Annotated in this window: 17 protein-coding genes; 9 read left to right on the plus strand and 8 right to left on the minus strand. The window is 45.2% G+C overall.

Going from position 1 to position 19,505, the window contains the following annotated elements:
* Window positions 1-79 precede the first annotated feature (79 nt).
* From lpdA to xerD, 7 genes are all read right to left on the minus strand, one after another.
* Entirely contained in the window at window positions 80-1,507 is a 1,428-nt protein-coding gene (gene lpdA / locus BSR11_RS16505; protein WP_072671422.1) for a dihydrolipoyl dehydrogenase, read from the minus strand.
* A gap of 266 nt (window positions 1,508-1,773) precedes the next feature.
* Window positions 1,774-3,648: a pyruvate dehydrogenase complex dihydrolipoyllysine-residue acetyltransferase gene (gene aceF, locus BSR11_RS16510; RefSeq protein ID WP_072671423.1), complete on the minus strand. Its 1,875-nt coding sequence runs from the start codon at window positions 3,646-3,648 to the stop codon at window positions 1,774-1,776.
* A 19-nt stretch (window positions 3,649-3,667) separates the two neighbouring features.
* Window positions 3,668-6,328 (minus strand): pyruvate dehydrogenase (acetyl-transferring), homodimeric type, encoded by a 2,661-nt coding sequence (aceE, locus tag BSR11_RS16515; protein WP_072671424.1) that lies wholly within the window; start codon window positions 6,326-6,328, stop codon window positions 3,668-3,670.
* A gap of 50 nt (window positions 6,329-6,378) precedes the next feature.
* Window positions 6,379-7,149, minus strand: a complete 771-nt coding sequence (gene pdhR / locus BSR11_RS16520; RefSeq protein WP_004394247.1) for a pyruvate dehydrogenase complex transcriptional repressor PdhR — start codon at window positions 7,147-7,149, stop codon at window positions 6,379-6,381.
* A gap of 306 nt (window positions 7,150-7,455) precedes the next feature.
* Complete coding sequence (recJ, locus tag BSR11_RS16525; RefSeq protein WP_072671425.1) at window positions 7,456-9,192, minus strand: single-stranded-DNA-specific exonuclease RecJ; 1,737 nt, start codon at window positions 9,190-9,192, stop codon at window positions 7,456-7,458.
* Window positions 9,193-9,252: 60 nt separating this feature from the next.
* Complete coding sequence (locus tag BSR11_RS16530; RefSeq protein ID WP_072671426.1) at window positions 9,253-10,005, minus strand: thioredoxin fold domain-containing protein; 753 nt, start codon at window positions 10,003-10,005, stop codon at window positions 9,253-9,255.
* Window positions 10,006-10,020: 15 nt separating this feature from the next.
* Complete coding sequence (gene xerD / locus BSR11_RS16535; protein ID WP_072671427.1) at window positions 10,021-10,929, minus strand: site-specific tyrosine recombinase XerD; 909 nt, start codon at window positions 10,927-10,929, stop codon at window positions 10,021-10,023.
* Between the two features lie 131 nt (window positions 10,930-11,060).
* On the opposite strand from xerD, the gene fldB reads away from it, so the two are divergent.
* On the plus strand, window positions 11,061-11,579 hold the full coding sequence (gene fldB, locus BSR11_RS16540; RefSeq protein ID WP_072671428.1) for a flavodoxin FldB: 519 nt from the start codon (window positions 11,061-11,063) through the stop codon (window positions 11,577-11,579).
* On the opposite strand, the gene ampD is transcribed toward fldB, so the two are convergent.
* Window positions 11,576-12,121, minus strand: coding sequence for a 1,6-anhydro-N-acetylmuramyl-L-alanine amidase AmpD (ampD, locus tag BSR11_RS16545; protein WP_072671429.1), 546 nt, complete (start codon window positions 12,119-12,121; stop codon window positions 11,576-11,578). The genes fldB and ampD overlap by 4 nt on opposite strands.
* A 108-nt stretch (window positions 12,122-12,229) precedes the next feature.
* Here ampD and nadC point away from each other — a divergent pair, with 108 nt between their 5' ends.
* The 8 genes from nadC to yacG all read left to right on the plus strand — a co-directional run bounded on the left by nadC (window position 12,230) and on the right by yacG (window position 19,444).
* Window positions 12,230-13,120 carry a carboxylating nicotinate-nucleotide diphosphorylase gene (nadC, locus tag BSR11_RS16550; protein WP_072671430.1) on the plus strand — a complete coding sequence of 297 codons (891 nt, stop codon included), beginning with the start codon at window positions 12,230-12,232 and terminating at the stop codon, window positions 13,118-13,120.
* A gap of 282 nt (window positions 13,121-13,402) precedes the next feature.
* The gene (locus tag BSR11_RS16555; protein WP_072671431.1) at window positions 13,403-13,825 is read left to right on the plus strand and encodes a pilin; all 423 of its coding nucleotides are present in this window, start codon (window positions 13,403-13,405) and stop codon (window positions 13,823-13,825) included.
* 14 nt (window positions 13,826-13,839) lie between these two features.
* Window positions 13,840-15,534 carry a type IV-A pilus assembly ATPase PilB gene (gene pilB, locus BSR11_RS16560; protein ID WP_072671432.1) on the plus strand — a complete coding sequence of 565 codons (1,695 nt, stop codon included), beginning with the start codon at window positions 13,840-13,842 and terminating at the stop codon, window positions 15,532-15,534.
* Window positions 15,535-15,552: 18 nt separating this feature from the next.
* Window positions 15,553-16,779: a type II secretion system F family protein gene (locus tag BSR11_RS16565; protein ID WP_072671433.1), complete on the plus strand. Its 1,227-nt coding sequence runs from the start codon at window positions 15,553-15,555 to the stop codon at window positions 16,777-16,779.
* 173 nt (window positions 16,780-16,952) lie between these two features.
* A complete protein-coding gene (locus tag BSR11_RS16570) occupies window positions 16,953-17,819 on the plus strand; it encodes a prepilin peptidase (RefSeq protein WP_072671434.1) in 867 nt (288 codons plus the stop codon).
* 5 nt (window positions 17,820-17,824) lie between these two features.
* The gene (gene coaE, locus BSR11_RS16575) at window positions 17,825-18,433 is read left to right on the plus strand and encodes a dephospho-CoA kinase (RefSeq protein ID WP_072671435.1); all 609 of its coding nucleotides are present in this window, start codon (window positions 17,825-17,827) and stop codon (window positions 18,431-18,433) included.
* A 31-nt stretch (window positions 18,434-18,464) separates the two neighbouring features.
* Window positions 18,465-19,205 carry a cell division protein ZapD gene (gene zapD / locus BSR11_RS16580; RefSeq protein ID WP_072671436.1) on the plus strand — a complete coding sequence of 247 codons (741 nt, stop codon included), beginning with the start codon at window positions 18,465-18,467 and terminating at the stop codon, window positions 19,203-19,205.
* A 41-nt stretch (window positions 19,206-19,246) separates the two neighbouring features.
* Complete coding sequence (gene yacG, locus BSR11_RS16585; protein WP_072671437.1) at window positions 19,247-19,444, plus strand: DNA gyrase inhibitor YacG; 198 nt, start codon at window positions 19,247-19,249, stop codon at window positions 19,442-19,444.
* The last annotated feature ends 61 nt before the right edge of the window (window positions 19,445-19,505 follow it).

Consider the following 19,505-nt stretch of genomic DNA (forward strand, 5'->3'; position numbering starts at 1 on the left):
ATGCCGTGAAGTTAACATCCGGTAGATAGCAAAAAGCCGCTGAATGATTCAGCGGCTTTTATTATTTAACAACGATCAATTACTTCTTCTTTTTTGCTTTCGCGTTTGGTAGGTCAGTAATTGTCCCTTCAAACACTTCTGCAGCAAGACCAACTGATTCATGCAACGTTGGGTGAGCGTGAATCGTGAGTGCGATATCTTCTGCATCACACCCCATTTCAATCGCAAGACCAATTTCACCAAGCAGTTCACCGCCATTGGTACCGACAATCGCACCACCGATCACACGGTGAGTCTCTTTATCAAAGATAAGCTTAGTCATACCGTCTGCACAATCAGAAGCGATCGCTCGACCTGATGCAGCCCATGGGAACGTGGCAACTTCGTAGTTAAGACCTTCTGCTTTCGCTTCTTTTTCAGTCTTACCAACCCAAGCGACTTCTGGCTCAGTATATGCGATAGATGGGATCACTTTTGGATCAAAGTAGTGTTTCTTACCAGAGATGACTTCAGCAGCAACGTGGCCTTCATGGACACCTTTATGTGCCAACATTGGTTGACCGACAATATCACCAATCGCAAAAATGTGCGGTACATTAGTACGCATTTGCTTGTCAACGTGAATAAAGCCGCGCTCATCAACTTCAATACCTGCTTTTTCAGCGTCCATCAGTTTACCGTTTGGTACACGACCAATCGCTACAAGCACGGCGTCATAACGCTCTGCTTCTGCTGGTGCTTTCTTACCTTCCATTGACACGTAGATACCATCTTCTTTAGCTTCTACCGCTGTCACTTTGGTTTCAAGCATCAAGTTAAATTTATTCTGAATGCGTTTGGTATACACCTTCACAATATCTTTATCTGCTGCAGGAATCACTTGATCAAACATCTCAACGACATCGATCTTAGAACCGAGAGAGTGATAAACCGTTGCCATTTCAAGACCGATGATACCACCGCCCATAATAAGCAGTTTTCCAGGTACTTCTTTAAGTTCTAGCGCATCAGTTGAATCCCAAATACGAGGGTCTTCATGAGGAATAAACGGCAATTTAATTGGACGGGAACCAGCAGCAACGATCGCATTATCGAAGTTAACCAGTGTCTTACCTTCTTCACCATCAACTTCAAGCGTATTTGGACCAGTAAATTTACCAAAGCCATTCACCACGGTCACTTTACGCATCTTAGCCATACCGCCAAGACCACCCGTTAGCTGGTTAATAACTTTTTCTTTCCATAAACGAACTTTATCAATATCGGTTTTTGGCTCACCGAATACAATGCCGTGATCAGCCAGCGCTTTCGCCTCTTCAATGACTTTAGCAACGTGGAGTAGCGCTTTTGATGGGATACAACCGACATTCAAACATACACCGCCAAGGGTGCTATAACGTTCAACGAGTACGGTTTCAAGACCTAAATCCGCACAACGGAAAGCCGCGGAGTAACCGGCAGGACCTGCGCCCAGTACAACAACTTGGGCTTTAATTTCTTTGCTCATTTCGACCTCTTATAGTCAATATCCCTAACAGGCTGAGTGGAGGGTTCTATCTTGTTTGATAATACAAAATGTAATCAAACATAATGGTTTAAAACGATTATTTTTCAGACCGCAACAGTTTACAGAGATGTTAATGGTGTGAAAAGTAAATCCATTTAGCCTGTGAGCTAGACGACAATTCGCTAAATAAAAAGCAACCTATCAGCCAATTGCAAGATAATAGTTGAATCAAGGCGGCTGAAAAGCCGCCTTCACTCGCTAACTGCTTATAATACTAAACGACGAATATCGCTCAAGCAGCCATTTAAGTAAGTAATAAAGCGTGCACCTTCCGCACCATCGATCACTCGGTGATCGTAAGACAGTGATAATGGAAGCTGTAAGCGTGGAGCAAATTCTTTGCCATTCCACACCGGCTTAATTTCCGACTTAGATACACCAAGAATGCCCACTTCTGGTGCATTAACGATTGGCGTAAATGCCGTACCACCGATACCACCTAGGCTAGAGATAGTAAAGCAGCCACCTTGCATATCAGCGGCGGTCAGTTTACCGGCACGCGCTTTTTTCGAGACTTCAGCTAGCTCAGCTGAAAGCTCATAGATGCCTTTTTTATTAACATCTTTAAACACAGGTACCACAAGACCGTTTGGTGTATCAACCGCGATACCCACGTTAACGTACTTCTTGAGGATTAAGCTTTCGCCATCTTCAGACAATGAAGAGTTAAACGCCGGGAAGGCTTCTAGTGCTTTAGCCACCGCTTTCATGATGAACACCAGTGGAGTGATCTTCATGCCAGAGTCTTTCTTCGCTTCAATCGCATTTTGTTCTTTACGGAAGTTCTCTAACTCTGTGATGTCCGCGTTATCCCATTGGGTTACGTGTGGGATCATCACCCAGTTACGATGCAGGTTAGCACCAGAGATCTTCTTAATGCGAGAAAGTGGTTGAACTTCAGTTTCACCAAACTTGCTAAAGTCCACTTTTGGCCAAGGAAGCAAACCAAGTGCCGCACCATCGCCTTTGCCAGAAGCAACCGCAGCAGAACCAGATTCAAGGCGTTTTAGCGCTTCTTTGACGTAGTTTTGTACGTCTTCTTTTAAGATGCGGCTCTTACGACCAGATCCTTTCACTTTGGCAAGATTAACACCGAACTCACGAGCGAGACGACGAACCACTGGAGAGGCATGAGCGTATTCATGATTCTCTTGGAAATCAGCAGTCGCTGCAGTGCTCGCTTGTGCTACTGGAGCGGCAGCGCTTGGTGCAGATGTTTGCGCAGGAGCAGCAACCGCTACTTGCGCAGGAGCCGCGCCAGCCACTTCAAACACCATGATCAGTGAGCCGGTAGAAACTTTGTCACCAGCAGCGACTTTAATCGCTTTCACTTTACCAGCAAAAGGTGCCGGAACTTCCATTGACGCTTTATCGCCTTCAACGGTGATCAACGATTGCTCTTCTTCAACCATGTCGCCAACCGCAACCATGATTTCAGTCACTTCAACTTCATCGCCACCGATATCTGGCACTTGAACGTCTTTATCTGCTGCGGCAGCGACTGGAGCGCTAGCTTGAGCAACAGGCGCTGGAGCCGCAGCACTAGAACCGGCAACTTCAAAGACCATGATCAAAGAACCCGTGGTCACTTTGTCACCAGAAGCAATTTTGATCTCTTTCACTGTACCAGCGAAAGGTGCGGGTACTTCCATCGAGGCTTTATCGCCTTCAACGGTGATCAACGATTGCTCTTCTGTTACCACGTCGCCGATGGCAACCATGATTTCAGTGACTTCAACTTCATCACCACCAATATCCGGTACTTGAACTTCTTTTAGTTCAGCAGAGGCAGGAGCAACGGCCGCCGCAGCAACAGGAGCCTCAGCCACAGGAGCCGCTGCAGCGGCACCTTCAGCTTCAAACACCATGATCAAAGAACCCGTGGTGACTTTATCACCCACAGTCACTTTGATCTCTTTAACAATACCTGCTTGAGAAGCAGGAACTTCCATTGAGGCTTTATCACCTTCAACAGTGAGAAGCGATTGATCTTCTTCAACCTTGTCGCCAACGCTGACAAGAATCTCAGTAACTTCAACCTCATCGGCACCGATATCCGGTACATTAATTTCGATTGCCATTATTCTTTCCTACCTTCAATTAAGCGTATAGCGGGTTAGTTTTTTCGGTGTCGATATCAAATTTCTTGATCGCTTCAACCACTACCGATTTCTCAACTTCACCACGTTTGGCCAGTTCGCTTAGTGCCGCAACAACAACATAACCTGCATTCACTTCAAAGTGACGGCGAAGGTTTTCACGGCTGTCTGAACGACCAAAGCCATCTGTACCTAATACTTTATAAGCGGTGGCAGGAACGTAAGCACGTACTTGCTCCGCATAGTTCTTCATGTAGTCGGTTGCAGCGATAGCAGGCTCTGTACCCATCACTTGAGCAATATAAGGTACTTTGGCTTCCGCTTCAGGATGAAGCATCGCATCACGCTCACACGCTTGACCATCGCGAGCCAATTCGTTAAATGAAGTCACCGAGTAAACATCCGAAGCAACGCCATAATCATCACTCAGAATTTGTGCCGCTTTGCGCACTTCATTCATGATAGTACCTGAGCTCATCAATTGAACTTTGGCTTTTGAACCGGTGTAAGTTTCTAGCTTGTAGATACCTTTACGGATGCCTTCTTCAGCGCCTTCTGGCATTGCTGGCATTGCGTAGTTTTCGTTCATGAGCGTCAAGTAGTAGAACACGTTCTCTTGGTCGCCATACATACGACGAATACCATCTTGAATGATCACCGCTACTTCATAAGCGAAAGTTGGATCATAAGAGATACAGTTTGGTACTGTGCTGGCTAGAATGTGTGAGTGGCCATCTTCGTGCTGTAGACCTTCACCGTTTAGCGTAGTACGACCCGCCGTTGCGCCCAATAGGAAGCCACGCGCTTGTTGGTCACCGGCCATCCATGCCATATCACCAACACGTTGGAAACCAAACATCGAGTAGTAGATATAGAACGGGATCATCGGTAGATCGTTGGTACTGTAAGACGTCGCCGCTGATACCCATGACGACATAGCACCTAGCTCGTTGATGCCTTCTTGCAATACTTGGCCTGACGTCGCTTCTTTGTAGTAAGAAACGATATCACGGTCTTGTGGGGTGTAGTTCTGACCGTGTGGGTTGTAAATACCGATTTGACGGAACAGACCTTCCATACCAAAGGTACGCGCTTCATCGGCAATGATCGGTACGATGTTTTGAGCAATATTCTTGTCTTTCAGAAGAATATTCAACGTACGTACAAACGCCATAGTAGAAGAGATATCACGCTTTTGCTCTTCAAGTAGCGGTTTAAATTCTTCCAACTCAGGAATAATTAAAGGCTGAGTAAAGTTAGGCAAACGCTGTGGGGTATAACCGTGTAAGGCTTTACGACGCGCGTGCAAGTACTCGTACTCTTTTGAACCTTCTTCTAGCGTTAAGTAAGGTAAATCGTTGATCGCTTCATCTGAAATAAGATCTTGTAAACCAAGACGATTACGCATCGCAAGAACATGGGTCATGTCCATTTTCTTCACTTGGTGCGCAATGTTTTTACCTTCCGCCGCTTCACCCATGCCATAACCTTTAACGGTTTTTGCTAGGATAACGGTTGGACGACCTTTAGTTTCTTGCGCATTCTTGAACGCAGCAAACAGTTTTGATGGCTCATGACCGCCACGTTTGAGAGCAAAAATCTCATCATCGGTCATATCGGCAACAAGTGCTGCGGTCTCTGGGTATTTACCAAAGAAGTGTTCACGAACGTAAGCACCATCTTTCGCTTTGAACGTTTGGTAATCGCCATCGATGGTTTCATTCATCAATTGCAGTAGCTTACCAGAGGTGTCTTTCGCTAATAGTGCATCCCAGTTGTTACCCCAAATCACTTTAACCACATTCCAGCCAGCGCCTTTAAATAGACCTTCTAGCTCTTGAATGATCTTGCCGTTACCCATCACTGGGCCATCAAGACGCTGCAAGTTACAGTTGATAAGGAAACATAGGTTATCCAGTTTTTCACGAGCAGCAAAAGAGATTGCGCCGCGTGATTCTGGCTCATCCATTTCACCATCGCCAAGGAAAGCGTAAACGCGTTGCTCAGAAGTGTCTTTAAGACCACGACCATCTAGGTACTTAAGGAAACGAGCTTGATAAATAGAGGCGATTGGACCCAGACCCATAGATACGGTCGGGAATTGCCAGAATTCAGGCATCAGTTTCGGGTGTGGGTAAGAAGGCAGACCTTTGCCATCGACTTCCTGACGGAAGTTGTCCAATTGTTCAGCAGTCAGGCGACCTTCAACGAAGGCACGCGCGTAGATTCCTGGAGAAATATGACCTTGATAATAAACGAGGTCACCACCATCTTTTTCGTTAGGAGCACGGAAGAAATGGTTGAAGCACGTTTCATAAAACGCGGCAGAAGACTGGAAGGAAGCCATATGGCCGCCCAAATCAAGATCTTTCTTCGAAGCACGAAGAACAATCATGATCGCGTTCCAACGAATGATTGAACGAATACGTTTTTCAATCGTGGTATCGCCAGGGTAAGCGGGCTCTTGGGCTGCAGGAATCGTATTGATGTAGTTGGTGTTAATGCCAGTTGGCATATCAACGCCATCAAGACGAGCTTTTTCTAGAACTTCTTCTAGTAAAAATTGCGCACGCTCTACGCCTTCTTCACGTACAACGGATTCCAGGGCAGCAAGCCACTCCTGAGTTTCCAGTGCATCTACGTCATGCTTCATGTCAGACATGGCGATCTATCCTTCTGTTGGTTGGATTTATTTAGAACCGCAATGGACCGCTATTGCGGTTCATTACCCTGTTGGATGCGACGCAGAGAACGTTCACGTCGAGACTCTTCTCGGGTCAAATCCAACAATGTTTCTTCGATATAAGCTAAATGTGAGTGTGACATCTCTCGTGCTTTTTCTGGCTGACCAGAAACGATCGCATCCACGATATTAGCTCGGTGCTTAGTTACTTTCTCCTCCGCTTCTGGGCGGCGGCGTAATAATTTAAAATTTTGCAAAATATTTTGCTCAAGCAAAGGCGCAAGACTACGAACGATATGCAGCAGCACCACATTATGGGTGGCTTCGGTAATCGCTATCAAAAAGGCCATTACCGTGCTGGCTTCTGCTTCGGTATCTTTCAAGTCTTGAACTTCGCTAATTCGCGCCAAACTGGTTTGAATACGAGCAAAATCTTCATCGGTACCACGCAAAGCGGCAAAATAAGCTGAAATACCTTCCAACGCATGGCGTGCTTCCAGTAAATCTAACTGGGTTTCCGAATGACTAGACAATAAATTTAGCAGAGGATCAGAGAAACTTTGCCAGATATGTTCACTGACAAAGGTTCCGCCGCCTTGGCGACGCGTCAATAAACGTTTTGCTTCTAGGCGCTGTATCGCTTCACGTATCGAAGGACGAGAAACCTCGAACTGTTTTGCCAGCTCGCGCTCAGGAGGGAGTTGCTGCCCTGGGGCTAATGTTCCTTCCACAATCAACCGCTCTAACTCTTGCTCTATCACATCAGAAAGTTTCGGCTGACGAATCCTTTGATAAGCCATAATTTATTGTTCTTCTACTGGTCATTTTTTGCAGGCAATTGGTAATACCAATTTCAAGTTGGGGTAGAAATTAACATAATTAAAACGCGAGTGTCCAGTCAAAAGTTGACCCAAATCATAGAACCCACCAAGTTAAAACACTTTGATAACAACTGCGTATTAAAACAGCAATAGTATAGGTCAGACCAATTACAAATTAAGCCTAAGTCAATAACCTGACAAGCTATTAGCAAAGCGTTGTAGAAATAGAATAACCGGACTGAGTGTAGGTGAACTCAGTCCAGAATGAGAAATTAGCGAGAGGAATTAAGCTTCTAAGCAATCAATCAGTAACTGTAAAGACTGGTTGCCACGGAATTCGTTAATGTCGAGTTTATAAGCTAAACGTACCGTTTTCACCGAAGCATCGGGCCAGCGACGAAGATCAACATTAAAGGCAATGCCATCGATCATAATATTGGTCGGATGACCTTTAAATAAAGGTTCAAGCATCAATTTTAAGTGCTTTTCACCAACTAATTTTTGGTGGAGAACTTTAAACTCACCGTCAAACAGTGGATCAGGGAAGGCTTGTCCCCAAGGCCCTGCAGATCGCAACAGCTCGGCGGTATGCAGCGAAAACTCTTCCGGCTTTAACTCACCATCACTGAGTACGATCCCTTTTAAACTGGCTTCATCCAACTGCAGAGCCACTTCATGTTCAAACAACTGGCGAAAACGCGACAAGTTAGTTTCAGCGATGGTTAACCCTGCCGCCATCGCGTGACCACCAAATTTGATAATGATCCCTGGATTCTGAGTATCAATTTTATCTAAGGTATCTCGCATGTGTAAGCCAGGAATCGAACGACAAGAACCCTTAATCAATCCATCACCACCATCGGCAAAGGCAATCACTGGGCGATGATATTTGTCTTTAACTCGGGAAGCCAAAATACCGATCACCCCTTGATGCCAATCTCGTTGAAACAAGACTAACCCTTGCGGCAACACACTATTATCGGCAAATTGCAGACGCTCACAAAACGCCAACGCTTCTTGCTTCATCCCTTCTTCGATTTCTTTACGAGTTTGATTCAGAGCATCCAATTCACTGGCCATGCGCCGCGCGGCATGAATATTGTCGGTTAACAACAGTTCAACCCCAAACGACATATCATCCAACCGCCCGGCGGCGTTAATCCTTGGCCCAAGCGCAAAACCGAAATCGGCAGCCACTAGTTTTCGCGCATCGCGTTTGGCAATTTCAATTAAGGCTTGGATACCCGGACGGGCTTTACCTGCGCGAATACGCTGTAAACCTTGATGAACTAAAATGCGATTATTGTCATCCAGAGGAACCACATCAGCTACCGTGCCTAATGCAACCAAATCGATCAATTCCATGAGTTTAGGTTCAGCAATACCGTGTTTAATAAACCATCCTGACTGACGCATATGCACGCACAGCGCCATCATTAAGTAAAACGCGACCCCTACCCCAGCAAGCGCTTTCGACGGGAACGCACACTGTTGTAAATTAGGATTCACCATAGCGTCGACCTCGGGCAATACTTGTCCGGGTAAATGGTGATCGGTGACTAACACTTGCAAACCATGCTGCTTGGCATAACGTACCCCTTCGATGGAAGAGACGCCATTATCCACTGTCATGATCATTTCAGCGCCCATATGTAAGGCTTGATCAACCACTTCGGGACTAAGTCCATAGCCATCTTCAAAACGATTAGGGACTAAATAATCAACATTACGGCTACCCAGCATTCTTAGCGCCAATACCGACAGCGCACAACTCGTTGCCCCATCGGCATCAAAATCACCAACAATAATGATCCGCTTTTGCTGCTCAATGGCATTCAATAGTAGTGACACGGCTAATTCAATCCCGTGCAAACTTTGGTACGAATGCAAAGATTTGGCGCTTTTCTCTAATTGCTCAACACGGGTAATGCCTCGATTAAGATAAATACGCTTCAATAAATCGGGGATACTGTCGGGCAATAGGCTTAAATCGACTTCTGGTCTTCTGTGGATCTCTATCATAAAAATAATCAGGCTTGGACATGCCAAGCCTGTTTCCTCGTAATAAACAACGTCGTGAGATTAGCCTTGTTGAAGGCGTTGCAGTAATTGAGCTGCGGGTAAGTAGCCACCGATCATCTCACCGCTTGGTAAGAACATTGCTGGCGTACCTGAAATACCCAACTCTTGACCTAATTGATAATGCTCAGTAATAATTTGTTTACACTGAGCGATATTTCCTTGCGGAGTCAAAGTTTTGCGCTCAATTTTCACCTCATGCATGGCTTGCTTCGGATCGCTAGCACACCACATCGCCGCCATTTGTTCAGCAACGGGACCGGCAACACCTTGACGAGGGAAAGCTAAATAACGGATGGTGATCCCCAAATCATTGTAATCTTTAATTTGGCTATGCAAGCGAACACAATAACCACAGGTCGTATCGGTAAACACACTGACGACATAGCGTTCTTGAGGCGCTTTAAATTCAATCGTGCTCGACGCAACTTGTTGTAGTTTTTTTGCGTTAATTGGCGCTTGGCGCTTAGCTAAGACATCAATATAACTACCATCATCCTTTAAGGCGTATAAGGTTCCGGCAATAAAATGTTTGCCGTCTGGTGAGGCGTATAATACACCACCAGGCGTTTGCACTTCGACCAATCCGCTGATCTCAGAAGGGACGATAGCCGTGACATCAATACCTAATGGAGCAAAACGTTGCTCAAAGCCTGCTTTATCCAAACTTGGCGTTTGCTCTTTGGATTCCTGAGCATGACATGCCATGATAAAAAATGGCAAAGCGAAAAGTGTCAGACGCGGTAAAACCTTCATAAATAATCCTTTCTTTTAAGCCCTTGGATGGTGCTCGCTGTGTATTTGCTTGAGTCGCTCAGTCGCAACATGAGTATAAATTTGCGTAGTCGATAAATCACTATGACCGAGCAACATCTGTACCACGCGTAAATCGGCGCCATAGTTCAATAAATGGGTCGCAAAGGCGTGACGTAAGACATGGGGAGACAGCTTTTCGACATCAATCCCAGCAATCACGGCATAGTATTTAATCCTGTGCCAAAAGGTTTGTCGAGTCATTTGCTGGGCACGTTTACTCGGGAAGACAACATCAGACGTATTGTTGCCCAATAAATGCAAGCGCCCTTGAGTGATAAACGTTTCAATCCATTCAATAGCATTTTCGCCCATCGGTACCAAACGCTCTTTACCGCCTTTGCCAATCACCCGCACTACGCCTTGACGCAAACTAATATTTTCCATAGTTAATGAGACCAGCTCCGTCACGCGCAGCCCCGTTGCATATAACAACTCTAACATGGCTTTATCACGCAACTCCAATGGATCATTAGGATCCGGTGCATTCAACAGTGCTTCAACTTGTTCTTCACTGAGATCTTTCGGTAAGCGTTGGGGTAATTTAGGGCTCACCAATAAGGCGCTCGGATCATCATTACGCACCTTTTCACGGTGTAAATACTGAAATAAACGACGTAACGCCGATAACATTCTCGCCCGTGAGGTTTGTTTATAATCTTGATCGGTCAGCCAGCTCTGATACTCCAACAACCCAGCCAAGCTGATAAAATCTAATCGGTAATTGTGTTGCTCCATCCAAAGCAATAATTTTGTGAGGTCATTACGATAGGACATCAGGGTATTTTCTGCTAACCCTCGCTCCATCCACATTGCATCTAAAAACTGCTCAACCAGTCCATGGTCTGTCGACAATTGTTTTGACACCGCTTCTTCTCATTATTTATTAGATTTAAACCCCAACTTAATACCACAAAATAGTCACTACTCCTAGGTGGTATCTCAGGTCGGATTGGGTATAGAATTCGTCCATCGTTCTAAACCATGAATAAGATTCTATGAAAATTGGCCTATTTTACGGTTCTACCACCTGTTATACCGAAATGGCAGCGGAAAAAATGCGTGCCCTTATTGGCGAAGAATTATTGACCCTCCATAATGTCAAGGAGACGCCACTAAGCAAAATGCGTGATTACGACCTGCTGATTTTAGGCATCTCAACTTGGGATTTTGGTGAAATCCAAGAAGATTGGAGTGCAATATGGGATCACATCGATGGCGTACCGCTAAACGACAAGTGCGTCGCATTGTTCGGCTTAGGCGATCAAGAAGGCTATGGCGAGTGGTATCTGGATGCGATGGGGATGCTACACGACGAGATCCAGAAGACCGGCGCTAAGCTTATTGGCTACTGGCCCAATCATGGTTACCATTTTGATGCCTCGAAAGCACTGACTGCCGATGGTGAATATTTTGTCGGTTTAGCACTCGATGAAGATTCACAATATGAACTCAGTGATGAGCGTATTGCCAACTGGGTAGAACAAATCCTTACTGAATATCAACAGCTCAATTAAAGCGATAACTGCTGAAAAAAATAGCGCCAATCAAATACCAATCCTGGATCGGTTTTGCGTTGCGGAGCGATATATTGATGACCGGTGATCCGCTGCTGAGTGATTGCCGGATAACGCTGTTGCAAAGCCTTTGTTAAGCGTACCAATGATTGATATTGCGCTGAAGTATACGAGACATAATCACTACCCTCTAACTCTATGCCGACTGAATAATCATTACACCGCGCTTGACCCGCAAAGGATGATTGTCCAGCGTGCCAGGCTCGCCCAGAAAAAGGCACAAACTGCACTACCTCGCCATCACGGCGAATCAAACAGTGCGCTGAGACTTGCATCGTCGCAATGGTGGCAAAAAATGGGTGTGCGCTCGGATCCAATTGACCGGTAAAAAACTGTTCAATATAAGGCCCTCCGAACTGCCCCGGCGGTAAACTAATGTTATGCACGACCAATAGAGAAATGGGTTGTTGCTGAGTGCGCTGATCAAAAAAAGGCGACGGAACATGTCGAGCGACTTGATACCAGCCTGCTGGGTCAATCATCAATTTCACCTTATCGATTACACAAAATCCGTAATTAGTGGCTGAATTTCACGCCTAGTCAGCGTATCATTCCGACTCCGTTCGATAGCATATTAGATTAGATTCGCGATGAAAAACACCCATAATAGCCAACAACGCCTTGAGTACCTTAAACAACAGCTTCCCTTAGATATTACCCGTGCGGTACGTGACGCACTAGAAGAAGATCTTGGTGGTAGTGTCGATCCAACAGCAGACATTACCGCCAGCCTGATCCCTGCCGATGCCCATAATGTGGCAACCATTATTACTCGCGAATCGGGTGTATTTTGTGGCCAAGCTTGGGCTGATGAAGTTTTTCGACAACTTGGTGGTGAAGTAGCGATAGATTGGCATGTGCAAGATGGTGACTCGCTCGAACCCAATCAAGTATTGTGCACGCTAAGCGGCCCTGCGCGCGCACTCTTGACCGGTGAACGTAACGCGATGAATTTTATCCAAACCTTATCTGGCTGCGCTACCGTTACCGCGCAATATGTTAAGCAGCTGGAAGGCACCTCATGCCGCTTGTTAGATACCCGCAAAACACTGCCAGGACTACGTAATGCGTTAAAATACGCCGTCACTTGTGGCGGGGGCTTTAACCATCGTATCGGTGTATTTGATGCTTACCTGATCAAAGAGAATCATATTATTGCTTGCGGCGGGATCACACCCGCGATCATGACTGCAAAAGCGCTTAATCCGGGCAAGCCGGTTGAAGTGGAAACCGAAAACTTAGCCGAGCTCGAAGAAGCGATTCACGCTGGGGCAGATATTATTATGCTCGATAATTTTAGCTTAGAGATGATGCGTGAAGCCGTGCATATCAACGCGGGTCGGGCTGCACTGGAAAACTCAGGTAATGTTACCTTAGCGACCATTCGCGAGTACGCGCAAACGGGGGTAGATTATATTTCCGTTGGTGCATTAACCAAACATATTCAAGCGTTGGATCTCTCAATGCGCCTAAAAGACTAAAGGTTAAGCGGGTTTTATCCCCCCTGAAGCATCGCCTCAGCCTACATCGAATTGATATCAAACCACTATTGCCTCTTTATTAATCCCGATAAACACCAATTGCCACACTGTTTATCGGGATACCTTTAGCTGACTCGCAAAATTTCAGCAACGACATTTCAACGCGGATGTAAAAACTGTTGCCTGACTCGAAGCACACTTGTGTGACGGTTTTATTAATGCAACCAGACACTTATCCTAATTCAGTCTCAACAACTGACCATACCCAAGGATAATTCAGTCATGAAAACTCACTATACTAAACAACAAGGCTTTACCCTGATTGAACTGATGATCGTCGTGGCGATTATTGGCGTGCTAGCGGCAGTCGCTGTACCTGCTTATAAAGATTATGTCACTAAGTCTGAAGCATCCTCTGCCATTGCTACATTGAAAGCGCTACAAACCCCTGCAGAGCTGTATATTCAGGAGCATGGTAAATTAAAAGAGCTTGAAGAATTAGGAACATCCGGCGAAGCAAATGGATTAGGCAAATTATCAATTGGGGAGGATAAAGAAAGTATCGTATTTACATTTCCCGATACAGGTGCATTGAAAAACGAAAGCATCACTTTAAAAAGAACGGAAAAAACCGGTTGGACATGCGAGCCATCGGAAAAAATAGCAGAACTAGGCATAAAATCTTGTAACACAACAAAATCATAATTTATCAATAATTTATGCTCACCAATCTCATCGCGATTTTGCGTCAGGCGCAATTACTTAGCCTGACCCAAGAAAAAGCGCTGGTCGAACATATCCAAGCTTCTGGCGCCAGTGCGCCGGAAGCTTTGCTGGATTTAGCGATCTTCGATAGCCAAGAGCTGAGTGAGCACATCAGTCAGATTTTCGCGTTACCGCTCCAAAATCTTAACGATTATGCCTACCCAGAGCTGTGCCAACAGCTCGGATTGCGTGAGTTAATCATGCGCTACCAAGCGCTACCGATTGAGAATAATGGCTTGGTGCTCACCTTAGCCATGGCTGATCCTACTCATCTACAAGCAGAAGAAGAATTTCGCTTTGCCACCGGACTCGCGATTGAAGTGGTGCTGGTCGATTATAAATCACTACAAGGGGCGATTCGCCGCTTATACGGACGCTCATTAGCTGGGCATTCTGCGCAAGGCAAAGAGATCAGCCAAGACGAGCTAGCCAGCTTAGTCGATATTTCTGATGATGAGCAGCAACAAGTCGAGGACCTTAGTCAAGATGACTCTCCAGTTAGCCGATTCATCAACCAAATTTTACTGGATGCGGTGCGCAAAGGCGCGTCCGATATTCACTTTGAACCTTACGAGTCCCTTTATCGAGTTCGCTTACGCTGCGATGGTATTTTGGTGCAAACCCAACAACCCGCCAGTCATTTAGGTCGCCGGCTGGCAGCGCGGATTAAAATTTTAGCGAAACTGGATATCGCCGAACGACGCTTACCACAAGATGGGCGGATGAAATTACGTTTAAATACCAGCACCGCGATTGATATGCGCGTTTCCACCTTACCCACCTTATGGGGAGAAAAAATTGTCCTACGCTTACTCAATAGCAGCGCCGCCAGTTTAGATATCGATAAATTAGGTTATAACGAGGTGCAAAAGCAGCTCTATCTCAAAGCACTTCAGCAACCACAAGGGATGATTTTGATGACCGGCCCAACAGGCAGTGGCAAAACCGTTTCCCTTTATACTGGGCTGAGTTTATTAAATCGTGAGCAGGTGAATATTTCTACCGCCGAAGATCCCGTCGAGATCAACCTCTCTGGAATCAATCAGATACAAGTACAACCTAAAATCGGTTTTGGCTTTGCTGAGGCACTACGTTCTTTTTTACGCCAAGATCCGGACATTGTTATGGTCGGTGAAATCCGCGATGTAGAGACGGCTGAAATTGCCGTTAAAGCTGCTCAAACCGGGCATTTAGTGCTCTCCACATTACACACTAATTCGGCAGCAGAGACGGTCATTCGCTTAGCTAATATGGGCATTGAACCTTTTAATCTCGCTTCTTCATTAAGCTTAATCATCGCTCAGCGCTTAGCACGCCGTTTATGTCCGAACTGTAAAGTCGCCAACGCCAAACAACCAAACGTAACGGAACAACAGCAGTTTGGCTTATCGGCCGATCAGATTCTCTACTCTGCGGATCCGAACGGTTGCAGTGAATGCACCAAAGGTTACAGCGGTCGAATCGGCATTTATGAAGTGATGGCATTTAATAGCCAGTTAGCTGAAGCGATCATGCAGCGCGCTTCGATTACTCATATCGAAGCCATTGCTAAAGCTAACGGCATGCAAACTTTACAAGAATCTGGAATAGAAAAACTCCAACAAGGGATCACCAGCATTGAAGAGCTGCAGCGTGTTCTTTACTTCTAATCGATTGGATTTATCACTATGACGCTATCTAAAGCACAAGAACTGAAAAATTATCGCTGGAAAGGCATCAATAGCTCTGGCAAAAAAGTGTCAGGACAATTTTTAGCGATCAGCGAATTGGAAGTGCGCGATAAACTCAAAGATCAACATGTGCAGATTCAAAGGATCAAAAAAAGTAGCCTCTCTTTGATCACTCGTCTTACTCATCGCGCCACAAACAAAGAGATTACTCTGCTGACTCGCCAACTCGCGACCATGCTCGCAACAGGGGTACCGATTGTTCAAGCCTTAAAGTTAGTCGCTGATAGCCATCAAAAAGCAGAAATGAAATCGATCATCACTCAAATAAGTAAAGGCGTAGCAGCAGGGACGCCTATCTCAAAAGCAATGCGTACTGCCAGTAGCCTGTTTGACCCTCTTTACGTTGATTTGGTACAAACGGGTGAACAATCGGGTAACTTAGCGGAAGTTTTTGAGCGCCTTGCCACCTATCGAGAGAAAACCGAACAACTGCGCGCCAAAGTGATCAAAGCGTTAATCTATCCAGCGATGGTGATGCTGGTTGCGCTTGGGGTCTCTTACTTAATGCTCACCATGATTATTCCTGAATTTGAGCTTATGTTTCAAGGTTTTGGCGCCGAGTTACCTTGGTTTACTCAACAAGTACTTAAACTGTCACACCTTGTTCAAGCCTACAGCTTAGTCTTTGTGCTACTCAGCATTGCCATTGTATTTGGTTTTAAACTAATCCGTAAAAAGTCATTCAAATTCCGTTTAAAAACCAGCCGCTTAGTCCTCACCATACCCGTTATTGGTGGCATACTCTGTAAAGCGTCGATCGCCAAATTTAGCCGAACCCTCGCCACCAGCTTTGCAGCTGGGATCCCGATTCTTGATAGCCTAAAAACGACCGCGAAAACCGCAGGTAATCTTCATTTTGAAACGGCTATTCAACAAGTCTATCGAGATACTGCGGCAGGCATGCCAATGTATATCGCGATGCGTAATACTGGCGCTTTCCCAGAATTAGTTCTACAAATGGTTATGATTGGTGAGGAGTCTGGTAAGCTCGATGACATGCTGAATAAAGTAGCAACGATTTATGAATTCGACGTTGATAACACGGTTGATAATTTAGGTAAAATCCTTGAACCATTAATTATTGTCTTTCTTGGCACCGTGGTTGGTGGGCTGGTTGTGGCAATGTATTTACCTATCTTTAACTTAATTAGTGTATTAGGGTAGTATACTCACTTTCGATGTTTTATTCCTAAAATCACGAAGAAACAGATGGGTCAATGATAAGTGATAAGCTCATTTTCTCGCTAAGCGAACGCTGAATATCAATATACTTAGCTGATACCATACTCACTCTAAGTTAAAAGGGAATGGCACTCCTGCGGATAAGAGCACCCTGAATGGACATTTTTTACTATATACCTTGGCTGTTTCCTGCCTTAGCCACACTATTTGGTTTAATCATTGGTAGTTTTCTCAATGTAGTGATTTACCGCTTACCAGTCATAATGCAGCGCGAATGGCGTCAAGAATGTGCCGATGCTTTTCCTGACTACGGCATCTCCCCCCCTGATGGCAAACTTACCCTAAGTACGCCTAGCTCAACCTGCCCCAAATGCCATACGCCTTTGCGCATAAGAGACAATATTCCGCTTATCAGTTGGCTCTGTTTAAAAGGCAAATGTGCACACTGTTCAGCGCCGATCAGCGCCCGCTATCCAGCCATTGAATTATTAAGCGCAGTGAGTAGCTTAATTATTGCCCTACACTTTGGCTTTAGCCCTTATAGTGTGGCACTACTGCTATTTACTTATGTGTTAATTGCCGCCACCTTCATTGATTTCGATAGCATGTTACTGCCAGATCAATTGACTCTACCTTTAATGTGGTCAGGGATCAGTCTAGCGCTTTTGAATATTAGCCCACTATCACTCAATGATGCTGTGATTGGAGCGATAGCCGGGTATCTTTGCTTATGGTCTATTTATTGGCTATTTAAGCTACTGACTGGTAAAGAAGGCATGGGCTATGGCGACTTTAAACTGCTTGCCGCGCTCGGTGCTTGGTTAGGTTGGCAATTATTACCTTTAATCGTATTGCTCTCTTCACTGGTCGGTTTGGTGTTTGGATTGATTCAATTGCGTTTACAAAAACAAGGCATTAATAAAGCTTTCCCGTTTGGCCCCTACCTTGCGATTGCAGGTTGGCTAGCGATGTTATGGGGCGATAAACTGATCGCTTGGTATCTACATTCATTAGTAGGATAACGCTCATGGCACTGATTATTGGCTTAACTGGGGGCATTGCAAGTGGCAAAACTACCATCGCTAATCTGTTTCAAGAACATTTCTCAATTGACATCGTTGATGCCGATATCATTGCTCGGCAAGTCGTTGATATTGGTACTCCGGGCCTTAGCGCTGTCATCGAGCACTTTGGTGAGAATATTTTACAAGACGATGGTCACTTAAACCGTGGGGCTTTGCGTGAGCGAATTTTTGCCGATCCGATAGAAAAACAGTGGCTCAACGCAACCTTGCATCCGCTGATCAACCAAAAAATGACGGAACAATTAAAGCAAGTCAAATCGCCCTACGGTTTACTCGTTGTGCCATTATTAATTGAAAATCAATTACAATCGATGGTGGATCGCGTGTTAGTGGTCGATGTCGATGAGCAAACACAAATTTCACGGACGATGGCACGAGACAAAGTGAATGAGCAGCAAGCCCGAGCAATCTTAGCGGCTCAAGCTACCCGATCTGAACGTTTAGCGATAGCCGATGACGTGATTAAAAATGAAGCAAAAAACCAACAACTTTTGCCGCAAATCACAGAATTACATCAAAAGTATCTAGCAATGAGCGGCACAAATCGGTGAGAATACAGATAAATCAATCAAGGCCAGTTTCATGAGCACACATCAGTTTGAACATCCGCTAAATGAAAAAACGCGCATTTATTTACGTGTCGAAGCGCTGATCAATCAAATGGATCGAGCCTATCAAACTGCTGACGGCATTCAGCATCAGTTGCTGTTTCGCTCTCTCTTTGACCTATTAGATATTTTTGATCAGATGCAACTGAAAAGCGAATTAGCCAAAGATATTGAAAAACAGCGTCAAACCTACCGCCAATGGATTGATATTGACGGTGTCGATCAACAGATGCTGACTAGTCTATTACAAGAGATTGACAGTGTTCATCGCTGCTTACTCGCTGGCGAACGCTTCGGTCAATCACTAAAAGATGATCGATTCTTAAGCGCTATTCGTCAAAGATTTAACCTACCAGGTGGCTCTTGTTGCTTTGATCTTCCTGCTCTGCATTACTGGTTGCATTTATCTGCAGAACAAAAGCAGCAGGATATAAAGCAATGGGTTACCACCTTACAACCACTCTCCGATGCACTGGCATTATGGTTAAAGCTTACCCGTGAGACCGGACATTTTCGTGCACGAATGGCGCAAGAAGGTTTCTATCAAAGCGATGCAGAAGACGCAAATATTCTTCGTTTGTCGATCCCTTTAGAATATGGCGTCTACCCGATGATTTCTGGTCATAAAAATCGTTTTGCCATCAAGTTTATCGATTTTGCTTCCGGTAAAGCCAGCAACCAAAATATTCCTTTTGATCTTGCGGTGTGCTGCTAAATCCGTATCCTTCTGATTTGGTCTCCCCGCAGGATAGTGTCATGTCAAAAAAAATCACCGTTGTAAAGTGTCCTCAATGTGGCGACGATGTGCCATGGAGTGCACAAAGTCCTTTCCGGCCCTTTTGTAGCAAACAATGTCAAATGATTGATTTTGGCACTTGGGCTGATGAAGAAAATGCCATTCCTGGTGCGCCCGATATGTCCGACAGTGACGGTTGGTCTGAAGATCCATTATGATTTTCTGAGGGCTCGATGTTTAAAACGAACATCATCCTCAACCTCAATCTGAACATAAAAA

Source organism: Vibrio injensis (genome assembly GCF_001895205.1).
GTDB classification, from domain to species: Bacteria; Pseudomonadota; Gammaproteobacteria; order Enterobacterales; family Vibrionaceae; genus Vibrio; species Vibrio injensis.

Bases quoted from the DNA above. Each gene is read 5' to 3' on its own strand.
- recJ (WP_072671425.1), bottom strand. From the start codon at position 9,192: ATGATAGAGATCCACAGAAGACCAGAAGTCGATTTAAGCCTATTGCCC.
- aceF (WP_072671423.1), bottom strand. From the start codon at position 3,648: ATGGCAATCGAAATTAATGTACCGGATATCGGTGCCGATGAGGTTGAA.
- aceE (WP_072671424.1), bottom strand. From the start codon at position 6,328: ATGTCTGACATGAAGCATGACGTAGATGCACTGGAAACTCAGGAGTGG.
- BSR11_RS16555 (WP_072671431.1), top strand. From the start codon at position 13,403: ATGAAAACTCACTATACTAAACAACAAGGCTTTACCCTGATTGAACTG.
- coaE (WP_072671435.1), top strand. From the start codon at position 17,825: ATGGCACTGATTATTGGCTTAACTGGGGGCATTGCAAGTGGCAAAACT.
- ampD (WP_072671429.1), bottom strand. From the start codon at position 12,121: ATGATTGACCCAGCAGGCTGGTATCAAGTCGCTCGACATGTTCCGTCG.
- BSR11_RS16565 (WP_072671433.1), top strand. From the start codon at position 15,553: ATGACGCTATCTAAAGCACAAGAACTGAAAAATTATCGCTGGAAAGGC.
- yacG (WP_072671437.1), top strand. From the start codon at position 19,247: ATGTCAAAAAAAATCACCGTTGTAAAGTGTCCTCAATGTGGCGACGAT.
- zapD (WP_072671436.1), top strand. From the start codon at position 18,465: ATGAGCACACATCAGTTTGAACATCCGCTAAATGAAAAAACGCGCATT.
- pdhR (WP_004394247.1), bottom strand. From the start codon at position 7,149: ATGGCTTATCAAAGGATTCGTCAGCCGAAACTTTCTGATGTGATAGAG.
- BSR11_RS16530 (WP_072671426.1), bottom strand. From the start codon at position 10,005: ATGAAGGTTTTACCGCGTCTGACACTTTTCGCTTTGCCATTTTTTATC.
- nadC (WP_072671430.1), top strand. From the start codon at position 12,230: ATGAAAAACACCCATAATAGCCAACAACGCCTTGAGTACCTTAAACAA.
- fldB (WP_072671428.1), top strand. From the start codon at position 11,061: ATGAAAATTGGCCTATTTTACGGTTCTACCACCTGTTATACCGAAATG.
- BSR11_RS16570 (WP_072671434.1), top strand. From the start codon at position 16,953: ATGGACATTTTTTACTATATACCTTGGCTGTTTCCTGCCTTAGCCACA.
- lpdA (WP_072671422.1), bottom strand. From the start codon at position 1,507: ATGAGCAAAGAAATTAAAGCCCAAGTTGTTGTACTGGGCGCAGGTCCT.
- pilB (WP_072671432.1), top strand. From the start codon at position 13,840: ATGCTCACCAATCTCATCGCGATTTTGCGTCAGGCGCAATTACTTAGC.